The organism is Alteromonas sp. H02, from assembly GCF_059682525.1.
In genome coordinates, this window is the sequence record NZ_CM185021.1 from 2,606,346 (window position 1) to 2,624,505 (window position 18,160).

Consider the following 18,160-nt stretch of genomic DNA (forward strand, 5'->3'; position numbering starts at 1 on the left):
CATCGCACATGTAGCATGTTGTCTTTCGCATTAGCTACTCGACTTTTCTGTCTTTACCAGACGATGCACGTCGTTTTCGTTCTACCTGGACATAAACCGTATCGGTCGTTGCACTACTAGAGTGCCCTAAATCTTCGGATAAATCTTTCAGTGGACGATCTCTTTCAATCTCCATGCTGGCACCGGTGTGACGCAAGTAATGTGTCGTTGCTTCATTTAATTTCTGTGCGGCTTCTACTCCATGTTCAGACTTCATCTTGTCGAAAGCCGCATCAAAAACATGCTGTACAAGCCTGGAAATTTGACGACTCGTTAAACCACCGCGACCGCGAATTTTTTCGACCAAAACGGTTTGTTCACCTTTGGTTGGTAACGGTGACAGTCCACGCCACTGTCTGTAACGTTTCAAAAACGTAAGATAACCCGGTGGTACCGTGATATCTCTAATCTTTTTGCCTTTTCCATAGGCCTTAAACCACCAGTTGTTGTCCTCATCTGTCCAAAAATGACTCATCAACGGTGTCCAGTCTTGGCGCTCCGAGAGCTCTGAAAGCCTCAGAAACAGGGTTTTCATGGTAGCAATAACAAATAAATTGCGTTCTACAAGTGGATCGTTATCAGCCATCTCAACTGCGGTATCTAAGAGATATTGCCATTGCTGCTCCGTTAATCGACTGATCGTCTTCACCTGACTGTCTTTTATCAAATATTTGCAGTCACGTTTCGCCAATGGAATGGGATTGCCGAAACAAATTTCTTCATCGATGAGATGACGGTAAAAAGAACTTAATGCCACAAAGGTAGATTCGAGGGTTTGCAATGACGGTTGGTACTTTTTTGGATCGAGCACTCTATTCTTATCGTATTTGGGCGGCGATTGCCTGAACGGCGTCCACTTAAGGTTTGAAGCAAAGTAACCGTTATTGAGGCTAAATCGATCATGGAGCTGCGTACTTATCCATTTAACCGGTGGCGCCACACAAAAATCAATGTATCGCAAAATATCTGCTTTGCGTAAATCGTCCACTGGCTGTTTATCCACCATGAAGACCCACAGTAGAAACTTTTCGATATCATTTCGAAAACGCACATAGGTGTGCTGTGATTTGTTGCGACCGATATATAAAAGATATTCTTTCGCCCAGTCCCAGTGCTGTCTCATCCATGTTGGTTGCTTATCTAAGAATGAACTTAGCTGTGGATAGTCAGACAGACTGAGCTCTGCCAGCTCAGTATACGTGGGAAACAACGGTGTGGGTTTAGTGATGGCCAAGTGTGTTTTAATTGTTAGTTAAGATGGCAACACTATAACTTACCCCTACCCCCTATGTCTAATACTAAACCGTATTAGACATAGTAGAGGTTACATGTAGAAACTGTAACTGACCTGAGGTTTCTTTCCTAAATCAACATACTTCATTATTTCTCCCACTTTCTTTGCACACTCAAGAGTAATTGGTAAGCGCCCGTCCAATTGCGTGTTGTTCCAGTTCATCTTGGTTAAACCAAGAATTTCCTCCGCAAGCTCTTCAAGCGAAGAATCATTTTCAAACACATCAATTTTTAACGGATTGGGAATATATGCCCCCGGATATGTCTGATAAAAATCTATGGTTCCTCGTGTGTACAGAATACCTTCATTTTCATTGATTGAAAGTAAAGTACCTCTTACCGGTGGATAGTTTGAATCGCTGAACAAACGCATGTCAGTGTTTGTTATCGAAACAAAGTCCTTTGCACTGATGCTCTTTTCCTCAAGTACACGATTAAATCCTTTAATCTCAGTATCTCTAAACTTCGAAGTCTTATGGATGACAATCCTTGCAGGCATGTGCATTAGTGCTTTACCATATTCTGACAATGCTGAGCTCAACAAATCATAGGCTTGTTGCTCAGACATATATGGTCGTTTATCATTTTTGTCTATTACAACGGGCGTGCCACGGAGAATGACACCGTGTCCGAATTCATCGAACACCTGAGCAAGGCTTGTTGAGATCGTTTCACCATCTCTGCTTCGATAAAACCCTATTCCAACATAACAACTTTTGGGTTTAAATCGCTCTTCTTTTAACCGCCAGGGAACTGTTTTGTTACCCTTGTAATAGAGAGCTGTTGCAAAATTCCAAGCTCGTGTCGCATCATCCTGATTGCCTCTGTTAGCTTTACCCGTTAACAATGTGCTCTCAACAACTAACTGCAGTGGTACACCGAGATGCATACACTTTGCTTTTAGGAGCCTTCTGAAATCATGTTCCAGATAGAGTTCAACTTTCCCAGTGTCCTCTGTTGAATGCTTTTCTCTTTTTGTCAGAGAGATAAACATTTCATCAGGAATTACACAGATGATTACATCAATTGAACGATTTTCCGCAAGAAATTGTATCTGCTCATAAAACAAGTTAACGGCATCGACAACTCGCTCCTCTCGCGTTTTATTTTTACCAACTTTGACAATTGATGATTTTTGAATAGTGCGTGTGTAGCCCGGAGACGAAAGTAATTGGGTATGAAACCCATAATCCAATGACACCCCTCCAAAGCCTTTAAATAGATTTGAAAGATGGCTTTCTTTGGCTAAAATACCAGTTCGACATAAATCCAGCCAGACATTTAGCTTGTCAACACCTTCCCCTCTTCCCACGATCCCTAATCTAAGTTCTGAGCGCCGCAATTCATCTTTTGTGTTATATACGCCCATACGTTCAATTCCATTCCTTGGACATATATGAGTACCTTTCCCAAAGGCTATGTTCTGCTAAATTGTTGCTACACTGTATATGAATACAGTCATTGAGAATTGATCATGCTCCCAGCACAATTTACAAAGCTTATAGCCGAGTTAGAACACTTAACAGATAGTCAAACCCGTTATGTTGAGAAGCTGCTGAAAGGCACTGATAGCGTCTCACAGTTGATAACAGAGCTTGAGGAGCGGATGGTTGAAAACCCTGAATGTCCACACTGCCATAGCTCACTGATCAATCGGCACGGTAAGGTAAACAAGATGCAGCGTTATCGCTGCAAGAACTGCGGCAAAACCTTTGTAGCGTAAGCGATCAATATAGACCCGGATCACCCCATTTTATCTAAATCGCTCGTCAATTTTTTGTCCGCGAATTTCTCTTTCCAGACTCTTGGCGTCAGGTCGAGTACATCTTTGGCCGGGTGCAGTGCTACACGCTGCAATACATCCACCAGATAATGGTAGGGATTGACGCCTTGCAGGCGGCAAGTCACCATCAGGCTTTGTAATATGCCCAGTTGTTCAGCCCCGAGTTCGGACCAACAGAACAAATAGTTTTTTCTGCCCATGGGGATTACCCGCAGTGCCCGCTCAAGATGATTGGTGTCCATGGGTAACGCGGGGTTACTCAGGAACACCTTGAGTTGGCTCTCTCGCTCAGCGGTGTAATGAAGCGCCTTGGCGAAGGGGGATTTGGGTAGTAAATCAGTGCGCTGGCGTTGTTGGTAGACCCACCGGAAGAAGTCAGTCACGAGTGGTTCGCTGTGTTGTTGGCGGTAGGTATGGATATCGGCCAGGTCTGATTGCTTATCCCGGATGTGTTTTTCATGCCGGTAGAGTGTGGCGATAATATCCAATGCCTGTTGCGCTGTTTGCGGCTCACTGTCGAGGGCTTTTTCAAAGCCTCTGCGCATGTGTACCCAACAGGCAGCGTGCACAATCTGCCGTTCGTGTTGATTTAATTGTTCAACCGTTTTGGTGTAAGCGGCATAGCCATCTGTGAGCAAGGTACCGGTAAAGTCCTGTAACTGTGCTTTGGCGTGCAACATGCCCCGGCTGTGACTCCAGGTAAACGCCACCTCATCACTGTCACCGTACATCGGCCAGAAGTAGGTTTGTTTCATTTGCCCCGGTTTTCGGCCAGCCCCTTTGGTACGCCCGGCTTTAATGGGCACTTCATCCATCATCAGGATTTTGCTTTGCAGAATGTGCTGCCACTGGGCCTTGGCGATGGGCCGAAGCAGCTCAATGCCTTGTTGTATCCAGTTGATTAAGGTAGCCCGGCTAAGGGTGATACCGCTATCGAGCATCCGTTGATGTTGGCGGTGAAGCGGTAAGTGATATACCGCTTTATCCACCATCAGCCCAGCGAGTAGTGAGACATCGCAGTAACAGCCTTCCAGTACATTGATGGGGGCTGGGGTATCCTTAAGGGTTTGCGTGGTTTTATGACGCACGACCTGACGACGATACACCAGTACCACATAACTGCCGGGCTGTTGTGCTAAGCGACGGGTTTCTTTGATATCCACGACATCATACTGGTCGGCATCCGCCCCCTGTAACTCAGGCGCAGGCACATCAATAATCAGCTGAGGCACCGTCTCATCAAAGCGTAGGCCGTCATCATTCACATCCGAGTCGCGACGTTGCTTTTGTGAGGAACGGGTATGGGCCTTCACCGGTTTGGTGTCTGCCGGTAAGGCGTGCGTTTCCCCTTCGCTAAACAGACTACTCTGGGCCGGGTTATCCACTAACACTTTTTCAGACTTACGCCCGAACAACTGGCGTTTAAGCCAGTCCAGTTGATGCTTGAGTTGCGCAATCTCCTCAGCTTGATGAGCAAAGGCAGCCTCAATTTCAGACGGTGAAAGGTGACTAATAGAATGTGTTTTCATGGCGTAAATTATAACAAAATCAGTCAATTAAATCGCCTGTTTTGTTTGTCTTTTTGCCAGTAAATGCCATCAATCAAACACTGTAACTGAGCACTGTTTAATGGTGTTTTTGCTGTACCGTCAGTGACTTTGGCGAAGGTGCCTTTTTCTAACCGTTTACTCCACAAACAATAACCGCCCTGGTAGTAATACAACACCTTTAGCTGGGTGCGGCGCTTATTGATAAACACAAACCAGTCACCACAATGCGCTTGCATCCCCAGTTTGCCCTGTACCAGTGCCGCCAGCCCATCAAACTGTTTGCGCATATCGGTATTACCGGTATACAGCCAAATACGCCCATTGGATAAGGGTAACATCAGGCAGCCCGGTTCATCCGCAGCACCACACCACCGGGTAATGCCAGTTCAATCTCCCAGGCAGAGCCTGCGCTCTGGTTCGCACTTGCTGGCATATCAAAGGCAAGCCAGTTATCCTGCGGCGCAAGCGATTGGCTATCATCGCTCAGTTTTTTACGCCACAGATAGAAGTTTGATACTGTTAACGCATGCTGTGCACAAAATTCACTGACCGACAGTTCGCTTGCTGCTTGCTTATCAACCAATACCTGCCATTGCTCGCGTGTACGTCTTTTTGTTGCCATCGATTAAGTCTCCGTGAGTAAAATCTACGGGGACTATTTTACGGGGTAGTTCAATGAGGAAAAGACGGTCTAAATTGATCGCTTACTTTGTAGCGACAACGGCGACACCGCTAGCTCGACTGAGGTACAAAGAGCTTTGGTTAGAATATATTCGCTGTATGCTGGACAGTAAGCCATTGCGTAAATGTGCCGAAGAATGTGGCCTCCACCTTGAAACATCGTTCAGGTGGCGGCACCGATTCTTGGCGCTACCATCAGCACTGAAAGCGAGCAAATTAGAAGGCATTATCGAGGCAGACGAAACACTTTTTCCCTACTCAGAGAAAGGCTCAAAACGGATGACTCGTCAGCCCCGTAAAAGAGGGATGAAAGCGAAAAAACGGGGGCGTTCAAAGGATGATTGGGTGCCAGTTTTAACGGTCAGAGACCGAGCTAAGAATACGTATGAAGCCGTTGTGCCAAGTGTTACATCGGCAGCTCTGCATCAGGAGCTAGCAGGGAAATTAGAGAAAGACAGTGTGTTGTGTAGTGATGGCTATAAGCCCTACATAGCTCTTTCTGAGAAAAATGATTTAATACACAAGCGCTTAGATGTGGCAGGAGGAGTTAAGGTGATAGATAAAGTCTTTCACATTCAAAATGTTAACGCCTATCACAGCCGTCTGAAAGCGTGGATAAAACGGTTTCACGGAGTAGCCACAAAATACTTGGAACACTACCTAGGTTTGCTTTGTTCGTGTCTCAAGTTTGCAGGAATTTTCCCGCCATTAGCAAAAAACAACCACCGGGCAAACTCATTGAACTCTTCGCTCTTACAGGTCGCTGCCTGGATTGTTTTGCGCAGATCAACGTCGGTAATGTATTCCAGCAAAAACATGGTTCTGACCACGCGCCCGAGTTCACGGAACGCAAAGTACAGCTTGTTTTTCCGGTTCTTGGTGCCGAACCGGCGCAGGATTGTCGAAGCGGTGATTTTCCCTGCTTTAACTGACATGGCCGTTCGCATCATATCCGCATAGTGCTTTTCAATGAGATCCCACTTGATCGGCTCCTTGAACAAAGACTGAATATGCTTGAGTACCATGGAGCGATCAGGCTTATAAAAGCTGAGATCTTTGATATTTCGGATACGGGGCATGAGCTTTATGCCCAGCAAGTACGCCAGGCCAAAGACGGGTGTGGATTGCGCCTGTGTATCGCCGTGAACGGTGTCCGGATTAAAATCAGATTCATCGTTGAGTAGGCCGTCCAAGATATAAATCGCCTCGTAGACACCGCAGGGAATAAACCGGCTGAACAATGCAATATAGGTGTCCGAGACGTGGTAATAGGCAATGCCGCCATAGCTGCCATACCGAATATGGTATTCAGATAGCAAATTATCTTCGTAGAGATCCCAAAGCTTTCCATCAGCGGACACACTGCTGCCTGATCCCCAACACTCAATGAGCCGGTATTTCTTATACTCGCTATTGATCTTCGCAATAGCTTTATCGAGACGCGCTTCCGTCGTGCGTTTTAAGTTAAGCCAGGCGACTTGCTTGCGAGAAACGCCCTGCACAGATCGCACGGTTTCGGTGGGACCAATGTGGGGTTCTAGGGATTTTCCCCTCTAAAAAGACATAATCCTCTGTAGACCACACCAATAAATGGCTGCGGAGGTGGGTTACTACTTATAAGTGTGGCAAATTAGGTAAATATCGTACATTTAATACGGAACAGCCCTGATATGGCCATCAAAAACGAAATTACTATTCTCACGAGAGCAGAACAGGCAGATCTTTATTCCCCACCCATTTTTTCAATCGAAGAACAACGTCTGTACTTTTCTCTGAACGATGCGGAATTGGCAGTTTTTCGGTCAATTCGTCTCAGAGCTCATAGATGTTACTTTGTCGCGATTTTGGGATACTTCAAATCAAAGCCCGTCATCCTAGATATCGCTTACTCGCAGGTTTCTAAGGATTTAATGTTCATCAGTAAAGAGCTGCTTGGCGGCAAGGGGCTCAGACCATTCACTCCCTCACAAAAACAAAAAGATCGACTCTACGCAAAAGTATTAGACCTTGCTGGTTATCACAAATGGGACGAAAGTCAGCACTTCAATTCTCTTTTCGACCACCTTGTTCAGGTGGGCAATGCCTGGCTGGAGCCGCGTTACCTCTTTGATACTGCTATTGAATTCCTAGCCAGTCACAGCATTGCTATCCCCAGGTATACCGTACTCCAGAGACTGATAAGCAGAACAATGCAGCAGGTCAGAAAAGACCTGGCGCACCAACTTAATCAACTCACCAGTCCTGAACTTCACGTCTTTCTGGACAGCATAACAGCCATTGATGACGGACTAAGCCTGAACCAGCTCAGAGGCGGTGCAAAAAGTCTGACCGTACCTGAGCTTAAAAAAGAGCTTGCCCTTTATCATCAGTTAGCGCCATGGCGCACGCAAATCAATGGCGTTATCGATGGGCTTAATCTGTCTCTTAAAAATCGACAACACTTCGGTGAGCTCATCAACTATTACGGCAGTAAACTCAAACGATTCAAACGCGCACAGCAGCATCTATGGTTGCTATGTCACCTGACAGAGCGGATACAACTGGCACTGGAACGGTTAACTGATGGGTTCATTTACCATATCCGCAAGCAACAAGAAGCTGCCAACACCTTTGCACAACAAGCAGTGTTCCTGTCCTGGCAGTCAGCCGCGGACAATGTCACAAAAGCGGCAGAGTTACTGCATCTGTTTGTGGATGAGAACATTGATGATAATCAACCCTTCTCAGTAGTCAGACAACAGGCATTGAAGGTCATGAATGACAGGGATATCCAGACCCTCTGCCTTTACCTGAAAAAACAGAAACGGACCGTGGAAGAGTACCAGTGGCAACATTACGATGAACAATGCAATCTCCTGAAGCAACTGTTAAGGCAGGTGTTCTTGTGCCTTGATTGTGAGGCCGGTAAAGGCTCAGAAGCCGTCGTCGCCCAACTTCAACAGATTCAGACGGAAATCGCATCCGGTGGACCACTGAAGACGATGGATACGTCGCTCATCCCGAAAAAGCACCTCCCATGGTTGGTTAAACAGGATAACGTTAACCCGCAACGTTACGAATGGCTGCTCTACCGCCAGTTGACTTCGCGACTGAACGGACGCATTTATTTGCCAAATGTTACCAAATACCGCGCACTGGAAGACGACCTGATCCCCCAGACATCGCAGGATACCTTGCTGGCCTCATCAACACTGGACAGACTAAAACAGCCCGCAGAGTTATTGTTACAGGAGCAACAACACCGGCTGGAAAGTGCGCTCAAAGACGTTGCTCTCCATATTGATGAGGGAGACAATCGAAATGTGATCATGAAAAATCGTACCGGTACCCGCTGGCGTCTGCCGACCAAAAGCGCTACATCTCTGGTCAACAATCCCTTTTTTAAGCGAATGCAACCGGTCGATATCGCGGATGTACTGCGGTATGTAGAGCGCGAAACCGGGTTCATGAAATGTCTGACTCATGTACTTCCGATACAAAAACAAGGGTTCACTCATCAGGATGATTTACTGGTCATTCTGATTGCCAACGCCACTCACCGTGGTGTGTATGGCATGGCGCAGATCTCCGATCGAAGCTATGAACACCTGAGTACGGTGCAGGCCAACTATATCCGGCCTGAAACGCTGCATGATGCCAGCGATGTGATCAATAATGCGGTTGCAGCGCTACCCATCTTCCGCCACTACCATATTCAGGAGGACCAGTTGCATGCCAGTGCGGATGGTCAGAAATTCGAAACCCATCTGGAAACCTTTAAAACCCGGTACTCCTCTAAGTATTTCGGCACCAATAAAGGGATCACGGCCATGACACTGGTAGCCAACCACAGCGCCCTCAATGCTCGGATCATCGGTTCCAACGAGCACGAATCACACTATATTTATGACCTGTTACAATCCAACAGCAGTGAAATCAAACCTGACGTACTCTCGACAGATACACACGGTGTCAATCATGTTAACTTCGCCTTACTGGATCTATGCGGTTACAGTTTTGCACCGCGATACGCGCAGTTCAGTAGTGTCATCAATGATCTGTTTGACGTAACTGAAAATGAACACGGCGGCACCAACCTTGCCCTGAAAAAGCCCATCAGGACGAATGTCATCGAAACGGGATGGCAGGATATTAGGCGCATTGTTCTGTCACTTCAGACAAAGCGAACGACACAGGCAATGCTGGTAAGAAAGTTGTCTGGTTATCCTTCGGGGCACCCGACATTACAGGCGCTGACGGAGTATAATCGACTGGTCAAAGCGCAATATTTACTGGATTACATAGACAATGCCAGTTTGCGGCAGTACGTTCAGCGTGCCCTTAACCGGGGAGAAGCGTGGCACTTCCTGAGACGGGCTATTGCGTCGGTGAATGGCGATCAGTTCCGAGGCAAAAACGAGAGTGAAATCGCTATCTGGAATGAATGTGCAAGATTGCTTGCCAACGCGATCATCTACTTCAACTCCGCGATACTGAGTCATCTGCTGGGACACTTTGAAGCGAGAGGAGATGAAGAGAAAGCGGGTATCACTCGTGCTGTTTCGCCCGTTGCGTGGCAAAATATCAACTTAAGCGGAACGTATAACTTCACTAATACTGGGAAATTGCCCAATATTGGCGAAATAACAAGGCCGATAGTGGATGATTAGGCTCCAAGCTGAAAGTAAACCACCTCCGCAGCCATTTATTGGTGTGGTCTACAGAGGATTATGTCTTTTTAGAGGGGAAAATCCCTAGAACCCCTTTGTTGTTCATGAATAGGATTTCCTTCGATGTCGCTCAAAAGGCGGCTATGTACCGGCGTTACAAGTCGAAAATTTACGTCAAGATCAACTAGCCCACGATAAGGATGATTATCAGTGGTTAGTATCATGAATTCAAGCGATCTTGAAACGAACCAATATAATGTTATATTACGTGTTATGTAATATGTTACTAAATAATCCGAGAGGAATCACCATGGCCCGTGCCGGAGTCACTTATCACGATATCGCTAAAGCCGCTGAAGCCATTAAAACGCAAGGCCAGGAACCCACGGTGGATCGGGTGCGCGAACACCTGGGCACCGGCAGCAAAAGCACCATCGCGCCATTGCTCAAGCGTTGGCGGTCAGACAATGGGGAGGCGGCCGATGTCAGTGGGCTGCCGAACGACCTCGTCGAGGTGGTAAAGTCCCTGCATGAGCGGGTACAGCAGATGGCCGACCACCGTATCGAACAAGCTCGCCAGGAATTCGAGACTTTAAAGGAAGAACTCCGCAAAGAGTTGACCCATGCCGACAACACCATGGCGCAACTAACTGCCCGACAACGGGACCTGGAGAACCAGACCGAACGGCTGAGCAAAGAAAAAAGCGAGCAAAGTCGGTCCCTGGAAGACGCGCGTGTCAGCCTGGCCAAGGCCGAGTCCCAGCGGGACGAAGCTGCTGCACGGATTGTTGAATTGAAGGAGAGCGTTGCGGAACTCAAACAAGAAAATAAGGATATCCGCGATCATTTCGAACATTACCAGCAGCGTACTGCCGAAGACCGCCAGCAGGAGCGCGAACAATTCCGTTCAGTTAACCAGGGGCTGAACGATCAGATCCAGGATCTGCAACACCGGCTCGCCCAGGCTGAGTCGAGAGCGTCAGAGCTGTTTGACGCCAATGTGCAGTTACAACGACATGCCGATGAATTAAAACGGGCCAATGGGGCGCTAAATAGCGACGTGAAGGGAAAGATAGAAGATGTCCAGAACCTGAAACACGAGCTTGAATAAGCCGTGGCAAAGTGCCGGGAATACCAGCATCAAAATGATCATTTGGCGCAAAACATGGCCGTGCTCACCACTCAGAAAGCTGATGTTGATAAGCAAGTGGCCGTCTTATCCCAAACACTGGAGACCACAAAAACCGAATTGAAAACCACCCAGGATAAAGCGGCGCTTCTGATCGACGAGAATAAAGTCATTCTTCAGGAAAAAGCCGTGATCCAAGGTCAATTTAAACAGCTCCAAAGTTCGCTGTAGCCGGATGGATGTATTTTGAGCGCCCGGCAGCTTAATAGTGGAATCGTCGTAGCTCATCAAATTTGTCGGTTCTTCCACTTGAAGCTTCTGTGCTTCTTCACATCAAGGATCTTTTGCCAATGAATCTGCTGTCAATTTTCACAATATTTGTAATTACTGCGGTTGCCGAAATTGTAGGTTGTTATCTGCCGTGGCTGGTACTGAAACAGAACAAGTCGGTATGGTTGTTAATTCCTGCTGCGCTTTCGCTGGCGTTATTTGCGTGGCTGTTGACGCTTCACCCAACGGCGGCAGGTCGCACTTATGCTGCCTATGCGGGCATATATCTGGGCGTTGCTCTCCTCTGGTTGCGTATTGTTGACGGAGTGGCGCTCACCCGTTGGGACATCGCGGGGGCTTTGGTCGCATTGGTAGGGGTTACCATCATCGTTATACAGCCAACGGCCGGTTAGGCAAGGCGCCATAATGTTGAATAATATCAGCCGCTTATGCTCAAAGTGGCTAAATCCAACGCTTTTACCGGCCGGACCTCTAATAGCGGTACTGTTCGTTAGCCAGCCACCAATAAACTCGATAATGGTGAACACCACATTTAGGAAAAACGCCCAACCAATACGCTTTGACGCATCACTCGAACGTCCATGTGAATGGTCGTGACTATGATTGTGACTGTGCATGATTTAACTTTTTAAGCACATGATGTTTTGCTGCTTTACTAAAGTTCATAAAGCCCCTCCCACATATCTAATGTAGTTGCTTGGAGCGTCCTATTCATTTTCTTAATAGTATTATCGATTTAGTTACAAAAAAAAACCAATGACACCATCAACTATTACTTTCCAGCGTTTGTATTTCAAAGGTCGATACTAGGAATCGACCTTCTCCATAACCAGTATTAACTAGCGTGATTAATCGTCAATTTAGTTAAATGTCTCCCATACACTATTCTGTAGAGAACTGGTAGAACAACCAAAGTAAGCAGTGTCGAGGACAAAATGCCGCCAATCACAACCGTCGCCAACGGTCTTTGCACTTCTGCACCTATGCCCGTATTCAGCGCCATGGGCACAAATCCTAAGCTTGCCACTAGTGCTGTCATTAATACCGGACGCAAGCGAATAAGTGCCCCTTCAACAATGCTATTCACTAATTCTCCGGTTTCTAGCAAACGTTGCTTGATGAAGGACAGCATTACCAATCCGTTTAATACGGCAATCCCAGACAGTGCGATAAATCCTACCGACGCGGATATGGATAAAGGCATATCCCTTAACCAAAGAGACATTACACCGCCTGTTAATGCCAAAGGGATACCTGTGAAGATAATCAACGCATCGCGTATAGAACCAAACGCAATTACCAGCATTGTCAAAATCACAAACAACGTAACCGGTACCACAATAGTCAATCGTTGACTCGCACTCTCGAGCTGCTCAAAGGTTCCACCATAGTCGAGCCAATAACCAGCAGGTAAATCTACTTCATCATTGATTCTCGCCTGAGCTTCTTCAACAAAAGTGCCAATATCTCTGTCACGCACATTTGCTGTGACAACAATACTACGTTTGCCATTTTCCCGGCTTATTTGGCTAGGTACTTCTTTAAATGCCAGTGTGGCTAATTCGCTTATCGGTACATGCTCACCAGAGGGCGTGACGATGGGAACGCTCTCAAGCTGAGTGAGTTCATTTCGAATGTCGTCGCCATATCGCACGACAATCTCAAAGCGTCTGTCGCCTTCAAAAATCATTCCAGCGGTTTCTCCACCTGTCGCAGCATTGAGCCATAACTGCAAGTCGGCTATATCCAAACCAAAGCGTGCCAATTGATCAGGCTTTGGTGTGACGGTGAAGATTGGAATGCCTTCTACCTGCTCAAGCCTCGCGTCATCAGCTCCTTCAATCGTTGAAATAACGGTCAAAATGTCAGAAGCAGATGCAAAGAGCGTATCTAAGTCATCCCCAAATAGCTTTATCCCCAAATCTGCCCTTACGCCACTAATCAATTCGTTAAAACGCATTTGTATAGGTTGCGTAAATTCATAATTATTGCCGGGCAAAGTAAACAAGTCCTCTTCAAACGTTTCCACTAACTCAGCTTTTGTCATTGATGGATCGGGCCATTGCTCCCGAGGCTTTAAAATAACAAACGTATCAGTAATGTTTGGTGGCATAGGGTCGGTGGCGACCTCACCCGTACCCGTGCGACCGAATACCGTCTGTACTTGCTCATACTGCATAAGTTTCGCTTCAAGAGTTTTTTGCATTTCAACTGCTTGTTCTACCCCTGTCCCAGGGATCCGTATTGCCTGTACTAAGATATCACCTTCATTGAGCTGAGGAATAAACTCGGAGCCTAATTTACTGCCCATCCATAAACTGCCGACAACCAAAGCACTCGCTGCTACTACCACTAGCCATCTAAAACGCAGCGCTCCGGTTAAAACAGGACGATAGACTGCCTTTGCACCTTTAATAATTGGGCTTTCTTTTTCGCTAATTTTACCTCTCATGAAAATCGCTATCGCCGCAGGCACTACGGTAAAACAAAATACCATTGCGGCAAGCAAAGCCATTATCACGGTCGCTGCCATGGGGTGGAACATTTTACCTTCGACGCCAGTGAGCGTGAACAAGGGGATATAAACAATGGTAATGATCAATACACCAAACAAACTGGGACGTATGACTTCATTAGTGGCTTCATATACAACATTCAGTCTTTCTTTGAGCGGTAGAGTTGCGCCGTTTTGCTTCTGGGATTCGGATAATCGCCTGATACAGTTTTCAACAATGATAACTGCGCCATCGACAATCAAGCCAAAATCCAGTGCGCCTAAACTCATTAAGTTAGCAGACACATCGGTTTTGACCATACCCGATATCGTGGCAAGCATTGCCAGGGGTATTACAGCGGCTGTAATAAGTGCAGCTCGCACATTCCCAAGCAAAACGAATAGCACAACGATGACAAGTAAAGCGCCCTCGACGAGGTTTTTCTGTACTGTGTCGATGGTTTTGTCAACGAGGCTTGTTCTATCGTAAACCGCTTCAAGGATAACGCCCTCGGGTAAGCTTGTTTTAATGGTTTCGAGCTTACTGTCCACAGCTTTGGCGACCGTACGAGAGTTTTCTCCCACTAACATCATTGTCGTGCCAATCACTGTTTCTTGGCCATTTAACGTGCCGGCTCCAGAGCGCAGCTCTTTACCGAGGTTGATTTGGGCGATGTCTTGAATTTTTACCGGTACGCCATCAATGATCTTAACAACCACTTGGCCGATATCGTCGATGCCCCTCAGTTGGGCTTCCGATCTGATCAGTACTTGTTGCCCATTTTGTTCTACAAAACCAGCGCCTTGATTCGCATTGTTGCGTTCTAGCGCACTGAGAAGGTCACCTGTACTTATCCCAAAGTTTATCATTGCGACTGGATTAGGATTCACATGATATTGCTTTTCAAATCCGCCTATCGCATAAACCTCGGTCACCCCCTCAACAAGCGACAATTGGGGCTTAACTACCCAATCATGGATCTCCCTTAATGCCATAGCATCATAGGGTTGACCGTTGTCCTGTCGCGCCTGAGGCTCAGCACTTAACGAGTACATGTAAATTTCACCCAAGCCTGTGGCGATAGGGCCCATTTCAGGGGTTAACCCTGTTGGCAATTGCGCCGCGATGGCGGTGAGACGCTCGTTGACGAGATTTCGTGCGAAATATAAATCGGTGCCCTCTTTAAACACGACTGTGACTTGCGACAAGCCATAGCGTGATATCGAGCGGGTATACGATAAATTAGGCAAACCGGCCAGCGAGGTTTCAACTATAAACGTTATGCGTTGCTCAGTCTCCAAAGGCGAGTAACCTGGGGTTGCGGTATTTATCTGCACTTGCACGTTGGTGATATCAGGCACAGCATCAATCGGCAGTTGTTTGTAACTGTACATACCAAAAAAGGCGACAAACAAGGCGAACAACATCATGACACCACGGCGCTCAATCGACAGACGGAGTATTCGTGCAATCATGCTCTCACCTCACCGTTTTTATGGACTTGGCTTTGCTTTTGACAATAAATGCGCAGGTAATTAGTCATCATCGCCCGCCTCCATTTTTAATAAATCAGCTTTTAGTAGATAGCTATTTTCTACAACGACTTGCTGGCCTATTTGAACGCCCTTCACAATCTCTACTAAACGGTTGTCCGTGTTCCCAAGTTTTACTTGGCGGGGGTAAAATCGTTCCCCTTCTTTGACAAAAACAATGGTTTGCCCATCTAACTCTTGTATTGAACTTTTGGGGAGTGCCAGATTGACTTCTTGGAAACCAATCTGAATATAACCCTCTACCATAGCGCCTAAAGGCCAATAACCACTGCCATTATCAACGTTCACAAACGCGATAGAATAGGGTTTGTCATCCGGTGAGGACGTAATGTGGCTTATACTTGATTGTTGCTGCAATTCCTCAAGCCTTAAAGTGACTTCCATATCAGCGGCAATATGAGTACGTTGTTTGGGGAAAATAGCCAATTGAGCAATTGCGCGAGAGTAATTAGCAACAGAAAGCAGCACTTGACCGTTGGTGAGCTCACCATCATTGGCGTGTCTAGCTATGATTTTTCCAGACATCGGTGAGGTGATTGAGTATTGATTTAAACTCTCGTTTGACTCAATGATTGCCAGCGTGTCACCTTTTTCTACTTTATCTCCAATATTCACCATGATACGTTTTACAACACCGTCGAAGCGGGCACGAATATGACTCAGTGATGCAGGATCATGAACTATCCGCCCAAACGTTCTGGTTGTGAGCGATAATGTTCCTGATGCGGCAGAAGCAGTCACGATATCGTTTTCAAGCATCCGTTCTTGAGATAACACTACGTACTCGGGTCTTTCTTCGGCTTCCTCATCGTCATCATCAGCCAGGGCGACAGTAGCAAACAGTAAAGTCAGTAGCATGGCTAACACGCCAAGCAAGTCACGTGCGCTAGTGAGTAATGTAAATTGTGATGTATTCATTATTTTTTCTCTAGTAATTCTGATGATTGAGCAGACGTCGAGGGAGAGTCAGAAAACACGGGAATTCCCGTAAGTGCCTCTAGATCTGCGCTTCGAAGGTGGACTAAGCCTGCGGCTTTTATCAGTGTTCGTTGCATATCGATGAGTTGCTGTTGCGTTGTCACCCACTCTATATAGTTGTAGCGACCACTTTCATAGCCATCCCGCGCCAATTTCAATGCAGATTCCAATGTGGGAACGACATTGTCTTGAAGGGTCGTAACAGTGAGCAAGGCTTGGTCTTTTGCGCTAATGACTTGATTTAATTGGCGAGTGAGTTCACGAATTTTCGCTTGTTTTTGATAGTCGATACTGTCAAGCAATGCGCGCTGTTGTTCGTATTCTCCTAGATTCCGCTGCTTGGTATTTAACGGCACCGAAATACTGGCGACTAACGCTGTGTCATTAATTCCCTGCATTCTTCGGATACCGGCTTCCCACGCAATGTCGAACTGCTGACTGGCCTGAACCACTCTCAATCTGGCCTCTTGTACCCGATAGTTATCAGCATAAAGCAGAACGTGTGGATTGCTTTGAAGCTGTGAAAGCATATGTTCAAGTGATAGTGAATTTGGAAACGATAACAGTGTCCCTTCAACTTCCGCAAACGCAGCGTTAGTGTCACCCCACATGATGGCCAGGTCGCGTTTATACTCATTGAGTTTTTGTTCACTTATCAATAACGACAAACGCGCCTGCGACAACGCTGACTCTGCACGTTTTTTCTCAAGTGGTGAAGAAGCCCCCGCTTCAACCCGTGTAGAGACTGTCTGAAGCATTGTGCGAGCCAGCATTTCAGCTCGTTGCTCAGTCTTGTGCAACGCTTGTTGGACAATGACATTGATATATCGTCGAGTTGTTTCACCCAAGATGTCCAGCGTACGAATGCGCCGTTGTGTAAGCAGTTGTGCTTTTTTTGAACTCACCACATTCATTCGGCCGCTGACTTTATCTCCAAGCTCGATGACCGACGATAAGGTCAGTGTCAATTCGGCATCTTTGATACCAGACACTTCGCCTGTTCCCAACACATTTTCAACTTCAACCCCAACTGACATTTCAGGTCGTAAGCTGGCCATTTTTGATTCACCATCCAAAGCCGAAGATTTAAATTCGAACACAACTAAATCTGGGTTGTTTGATAATGTGCGTTTGAGCGCATTTTCAAGCGTGATTGAAGACTTTTGCGCATTGGCAGATTGAACAGATATGCTCATGGTTACCAGTGCAGCAGATATCAATTTCAGATACGCTGAGCTAGCTTTTTTTATGCCCAATGGGCGTGAAGAACTCATAAAAGAACCTTTTGTTCATAAGATAACGACATACATGGAAAGCACCCATGCAAACATATAGGAGGGAATGGATTAATGTTGAGGTGGGCGCAAAAGGCCTTCGACTAGGCCGTCAGTGACGTTGCGGGAATAACTGTATTGATTGGTATATAACGGTTTAGATACGTCATTTATTGGGTGTTGTGCCAGAAACTTAATCTGTCCACATTGACACAGCACACAATGGAAACACTTAGACTCTTCACTCGACGTATCATCAGCATTTACATTTTTTTCGGGAACATCATAAGTGCCTATGGACTTTGATTGTTCAGGGACTGACGATACCTCCGCCGGGTAGTCATCGCATTGAGCGGCGAACGAAAAGCCCGATTGACACATGAGCAAAGTAATAAGTAGCCATGCCAACCTACGCAATTTTGATGTGCAATTAAAAATTGGCATG

At 46.5% G+C, this 18,160-nt stretch carries 12 protein-coding genes and 4 pseudogenes; 6 read left to right on the forward strand and 10 right to left on the reverse strand.

Features of this window, described 5'->3' with window-relative positions:
- Positions 1-34: 34 nt before the first annotated feature.
- On the reverse strand, positions 35-1,273 hold the full coding sequence (locus AC566Q_RS12135; RefSeq protein WP_499617042.1) for a tyrosine-type recombinase/integrase: 1,239 nt from the start codon (positions 1,271-1,273) through the stop codon (positions 35-37).
- A gap of 90 nt (positions 1,274-1,363) precedes the next feature.
- Positions 1,364-2,701 (reverse strand): argonaute/piwi family protein, encoded by a 1,338-nt coding sequence (locus AC566Q_RS12140; protein ID WP_499617044.1) that lies wholly within the window; start codon positions 2,699-2,701, stop codon positions 1,364-1,366.
- Positions 2,702-2,806: 105 nt separating this feature from the next.
- Between AC566Q_RS12140 and AC566Q_RS12145 the strand changes: the two are divergent.
- Positions 2,807-3,052: pseudogene (locus AC566Q_RS12145) on the forward strand (transposase); the annotation flags it as partial.
- 23 nt (positions 3,053-3,075) lie between these two features.
- On the opposite strand, the gene tnpC reads toward AC566Q_RS12145, so the two are convergent.
- The 3 genes from tnpC to tnpA are packed head-to-tail and all read right to left on the reverse strand — an operon-like array spanning position 3,076 to position 5,287.
- A complete protein-coding gene (gene tnpC / locus AC566Q_RS12150; protein ID WP_499617493.1) occupies positions 3,076-4,644 on the reverse strand; it encodes an IS66 family transposase in 1,569 nt (522 codons plus the stop codon).
- A 23-nt stretch (positions 4,645-4,667) separates the two neighbouring features.
- Entirely contained in the window at positions 4,668-5,003 is a 336-nt protein-coding gene (gene tnpB, locus AC566Q_RS12155) for an IS66 family insertion sequence element accessory protein TnpB (RefSeq protein ID WP_126874057.1), read from the reverse strand.
- On the reverse strand, positions 5,003-5,287 hold the full coding sequence (tnpA, locus tag AC566Q_RS12160; RefSeq protein ID WP_499612145.1) for an IS66 family insertion sequence element accessory protein TnpA: 285 nt from the start codon (positions 5,285-5,287) through the stop codon (positions 5,003-5,005). The genes tnpB and tnpA overlap by 1 nt, the downstream gene beginning before the upstream one ends.
- 86 nt (positions 5,288-5,373) lie before the next feature.
- On the opposite strand from tnpA, the pseudogene AC566Q_RS12165 reads away from it, so the two are divergent.
- Positions 5,374-6,012 (forward strand): annotated as a pseudogene (locus AC566Q_RS12165) (IS1595-like element ISAma5 family transposase); the annotation flags it as partial.
- Here AC566Q_RS12165 and AC566Q_RS12170 read toward each other — a convergent pair.
- A pseudogene (locus AC566Q_RS12170) lies at positions 6,012-6,878 on the reverse strand (Tn3 family transposase); the annotation flags it as partial. The pseudogenes AC566Q_RS12165 and AC566Q_RS12170 overlap by 1 nt on opposite strands.
- A gap of 138 nt (positions 6,879-7,016) precedes the next feature.
- Between AC566Q_RS12170 and AC566Q_RS12175 the strand changes: the two are divergent.
- The 4 genes from AC566Q_RS12175 to AC566Q_RS12190 all read left to right on the forward strand — a co-directional run bounded on the left by AC566Q_RS12175 (position 7,017) and on the right by AC566Q_RS12190 (position 11,807).
- Complete coding sequence (locus tag AC566Q_RS12175; RefSeq protein ID WP_273604201.1) at positions 7,017-9,995, forward strand: Tn3-like element ISShfr9 family transposase; 2,979 nt, start codon at positions 7,017-7,019, stop codon at positions 9,993-9,995.
- Positions 9,996-10,305: 310 nt separating this feature from the next.
- Positions 10,306-11,106: a DNA-binding protein gene (locus AC566Q_RS12180; protein ID WP_499617046.1), complete on the forward strand. Its 801-nt coding sequence runs from the start codon at positions 10,306-10,308 to the stop codon at positions 11,104-11,106.
- Positions 11,107-11,160: 54 nt separating this feature from the next.
- A complete protein-coding gene (locus AC566Q_RS12185; RefSeq protein ID WP_499617049.1) occupies positions 11,161-11,355 on the forward strand; it encodes a hypothetical protein in 195 nt (64 codons plus the stop codon).
- A 119-nt stretch (positions 11,356-11,474) separates the two neighbouring features.
- Positions 11,475-11,807, forward strand: coding sequence for a YnfA family protein (locus AC566Q_RS12190; RefSeq protein WP_040133149.1), 333 nt, complete (start codon positions 11,475-11,477; stop codon positions 11,805-11,807).
- Positions 11,808-11,855: 48 nt separating this feature from the next.
- On the opposite strand, the pseudogene AC566Q_RS12195 reads toward AC566Q_RS12190, so the two are convergent.
- The 4 genes and pseudogenes from AC566Q_RS12195 to AC566Q_RS12210 all read right to left on the reverse strand — a co-directional run.
- Positions 11,856-12,032: pseudogene (locus AC566Q_RS12195) on the reverse strand (cation diffusion facilitator family transporter); the annotation flags it as partial.
- 218 nt (positions 12,033-12,250) lie between these two features.
- Positions 12,251-15,385 (reverse strand): efflux RND transporter permease subunit, encoded by a 3,135-nt coding sequence (locus AC566Q_RS12200; RefSeq protein WP_499617052.1) that lies wholly within the window; start codon positions 15,383-15,385, stop codon positions 12,251-12,253.
- A 60-nt stretch (positions 15,386-15,445) separates the two neighbouring features.
- Positions 15,446-16,381 (reverse strand): efflux RND transporter periplasmic adaptor subunit, encoded by a 936-nt coding sequence (locus AC566Q_RS12205; protein ID WP_499617054.1) that lies wholly within the window; start codon positions 16,379-16,381, stop codon positions 15,446-15,448.
- Positions 16,381-17,715 (reverse strand): TolC family protein, encoded by a 1,335-nt coding sequence (locus tag AC566Q_RS12210; protein WP_029937684.1) that lies wholly within the window; start codon positions 17,713-17,715, stop codon positions 16,381-16,383. Before AC566Q_RS12210 ends, AC566Q_RS12205 begins: the two co-directional genes overlap by 1 nt.
- Positions 17,716-18,160 lie beyond the last annotated feature (445 nt).

Excerpts from the sequence above, each read along its gene's own strand:
- AC566Q_RS12185 (WP_499617049.1), top strand. The coding sequence starts at position 11,161 with ATGGCCGTGCTCACCACTCAGAAAGCTGATGTTGATAAGCAAGTGGCC.
- AC566Q_RS12190 (WP_040133149.1), top strand. The coding sequence starts at position 11,475 with ATGAATCTGCTGTCAATTTTCACAATATTTGTAATTACTGCGGTTGCC.
- AC566Q_RS12180 (WP_499617046.1), top strand. The coding sequence starts at position 10,306 with ATGGCCCGTGCCGGAGTCACTTATCACGATATCGCTAAAGCCGCTGAA.
- tnpB (WP_126874057.1), bottom strand. The coding sequence starts at position 5,003 with ATGTTACCCTTATCCAATGGGCGTATTTGGCTGTATACCGGTAATACC.
- AC566Q_RS12140 (WP_499617044.1), bottom strand. The coding sequence starts at position 2,701 with ATGGGCGTATATAACACAAAAGATGAATTGCGGCGCTCAGAACTTAGA.
- AC566Q_RS12205 (WP_499617054.1), bottom strand. The coding sequence starts at position 16,381 with ATGAATACATCACAATTTACATTACTCACTAGCGCACGTGACTTGCTT.
- tnpA (WP_499612145.1), bottom strand. The coding sequence starts at position 5,287 with ATGGCAACAAAAAGACGTACACGCGAGCAATGGCAGGTATTGGTTGAT.
- AC566Q_RS12200 (WP_499617052.1), bottom strand. The coding sequence starts at position 15,385 with ATGATTGCACGAATACTCCGTCTGTCGATTGAGCGCCGTGGTGTCATG.
- tnpC (WP_499617493.1), bottom strand. The coding sequence starts at position 4,644 with ATGAAAACACATTCTATTAGTCACCTTTCACCGTCTGAAATTGAGGCT.
- AC566Q_RS12175 (WP_273604201.1), top strand. The coding sequence starts at position 7,017 with ATGGCCATCAAAAACGAAATTACTATTCTCACGAGAGCAGAACAGGCA.
- AC566Q_RS12210 (WP_029937684.1), bottom strand. The coding sequence starts at position 17,715 with ATGAGTTCTTCACGCCCATTGGGCATAAAAAAAGCTAGCTCAGCGTAT.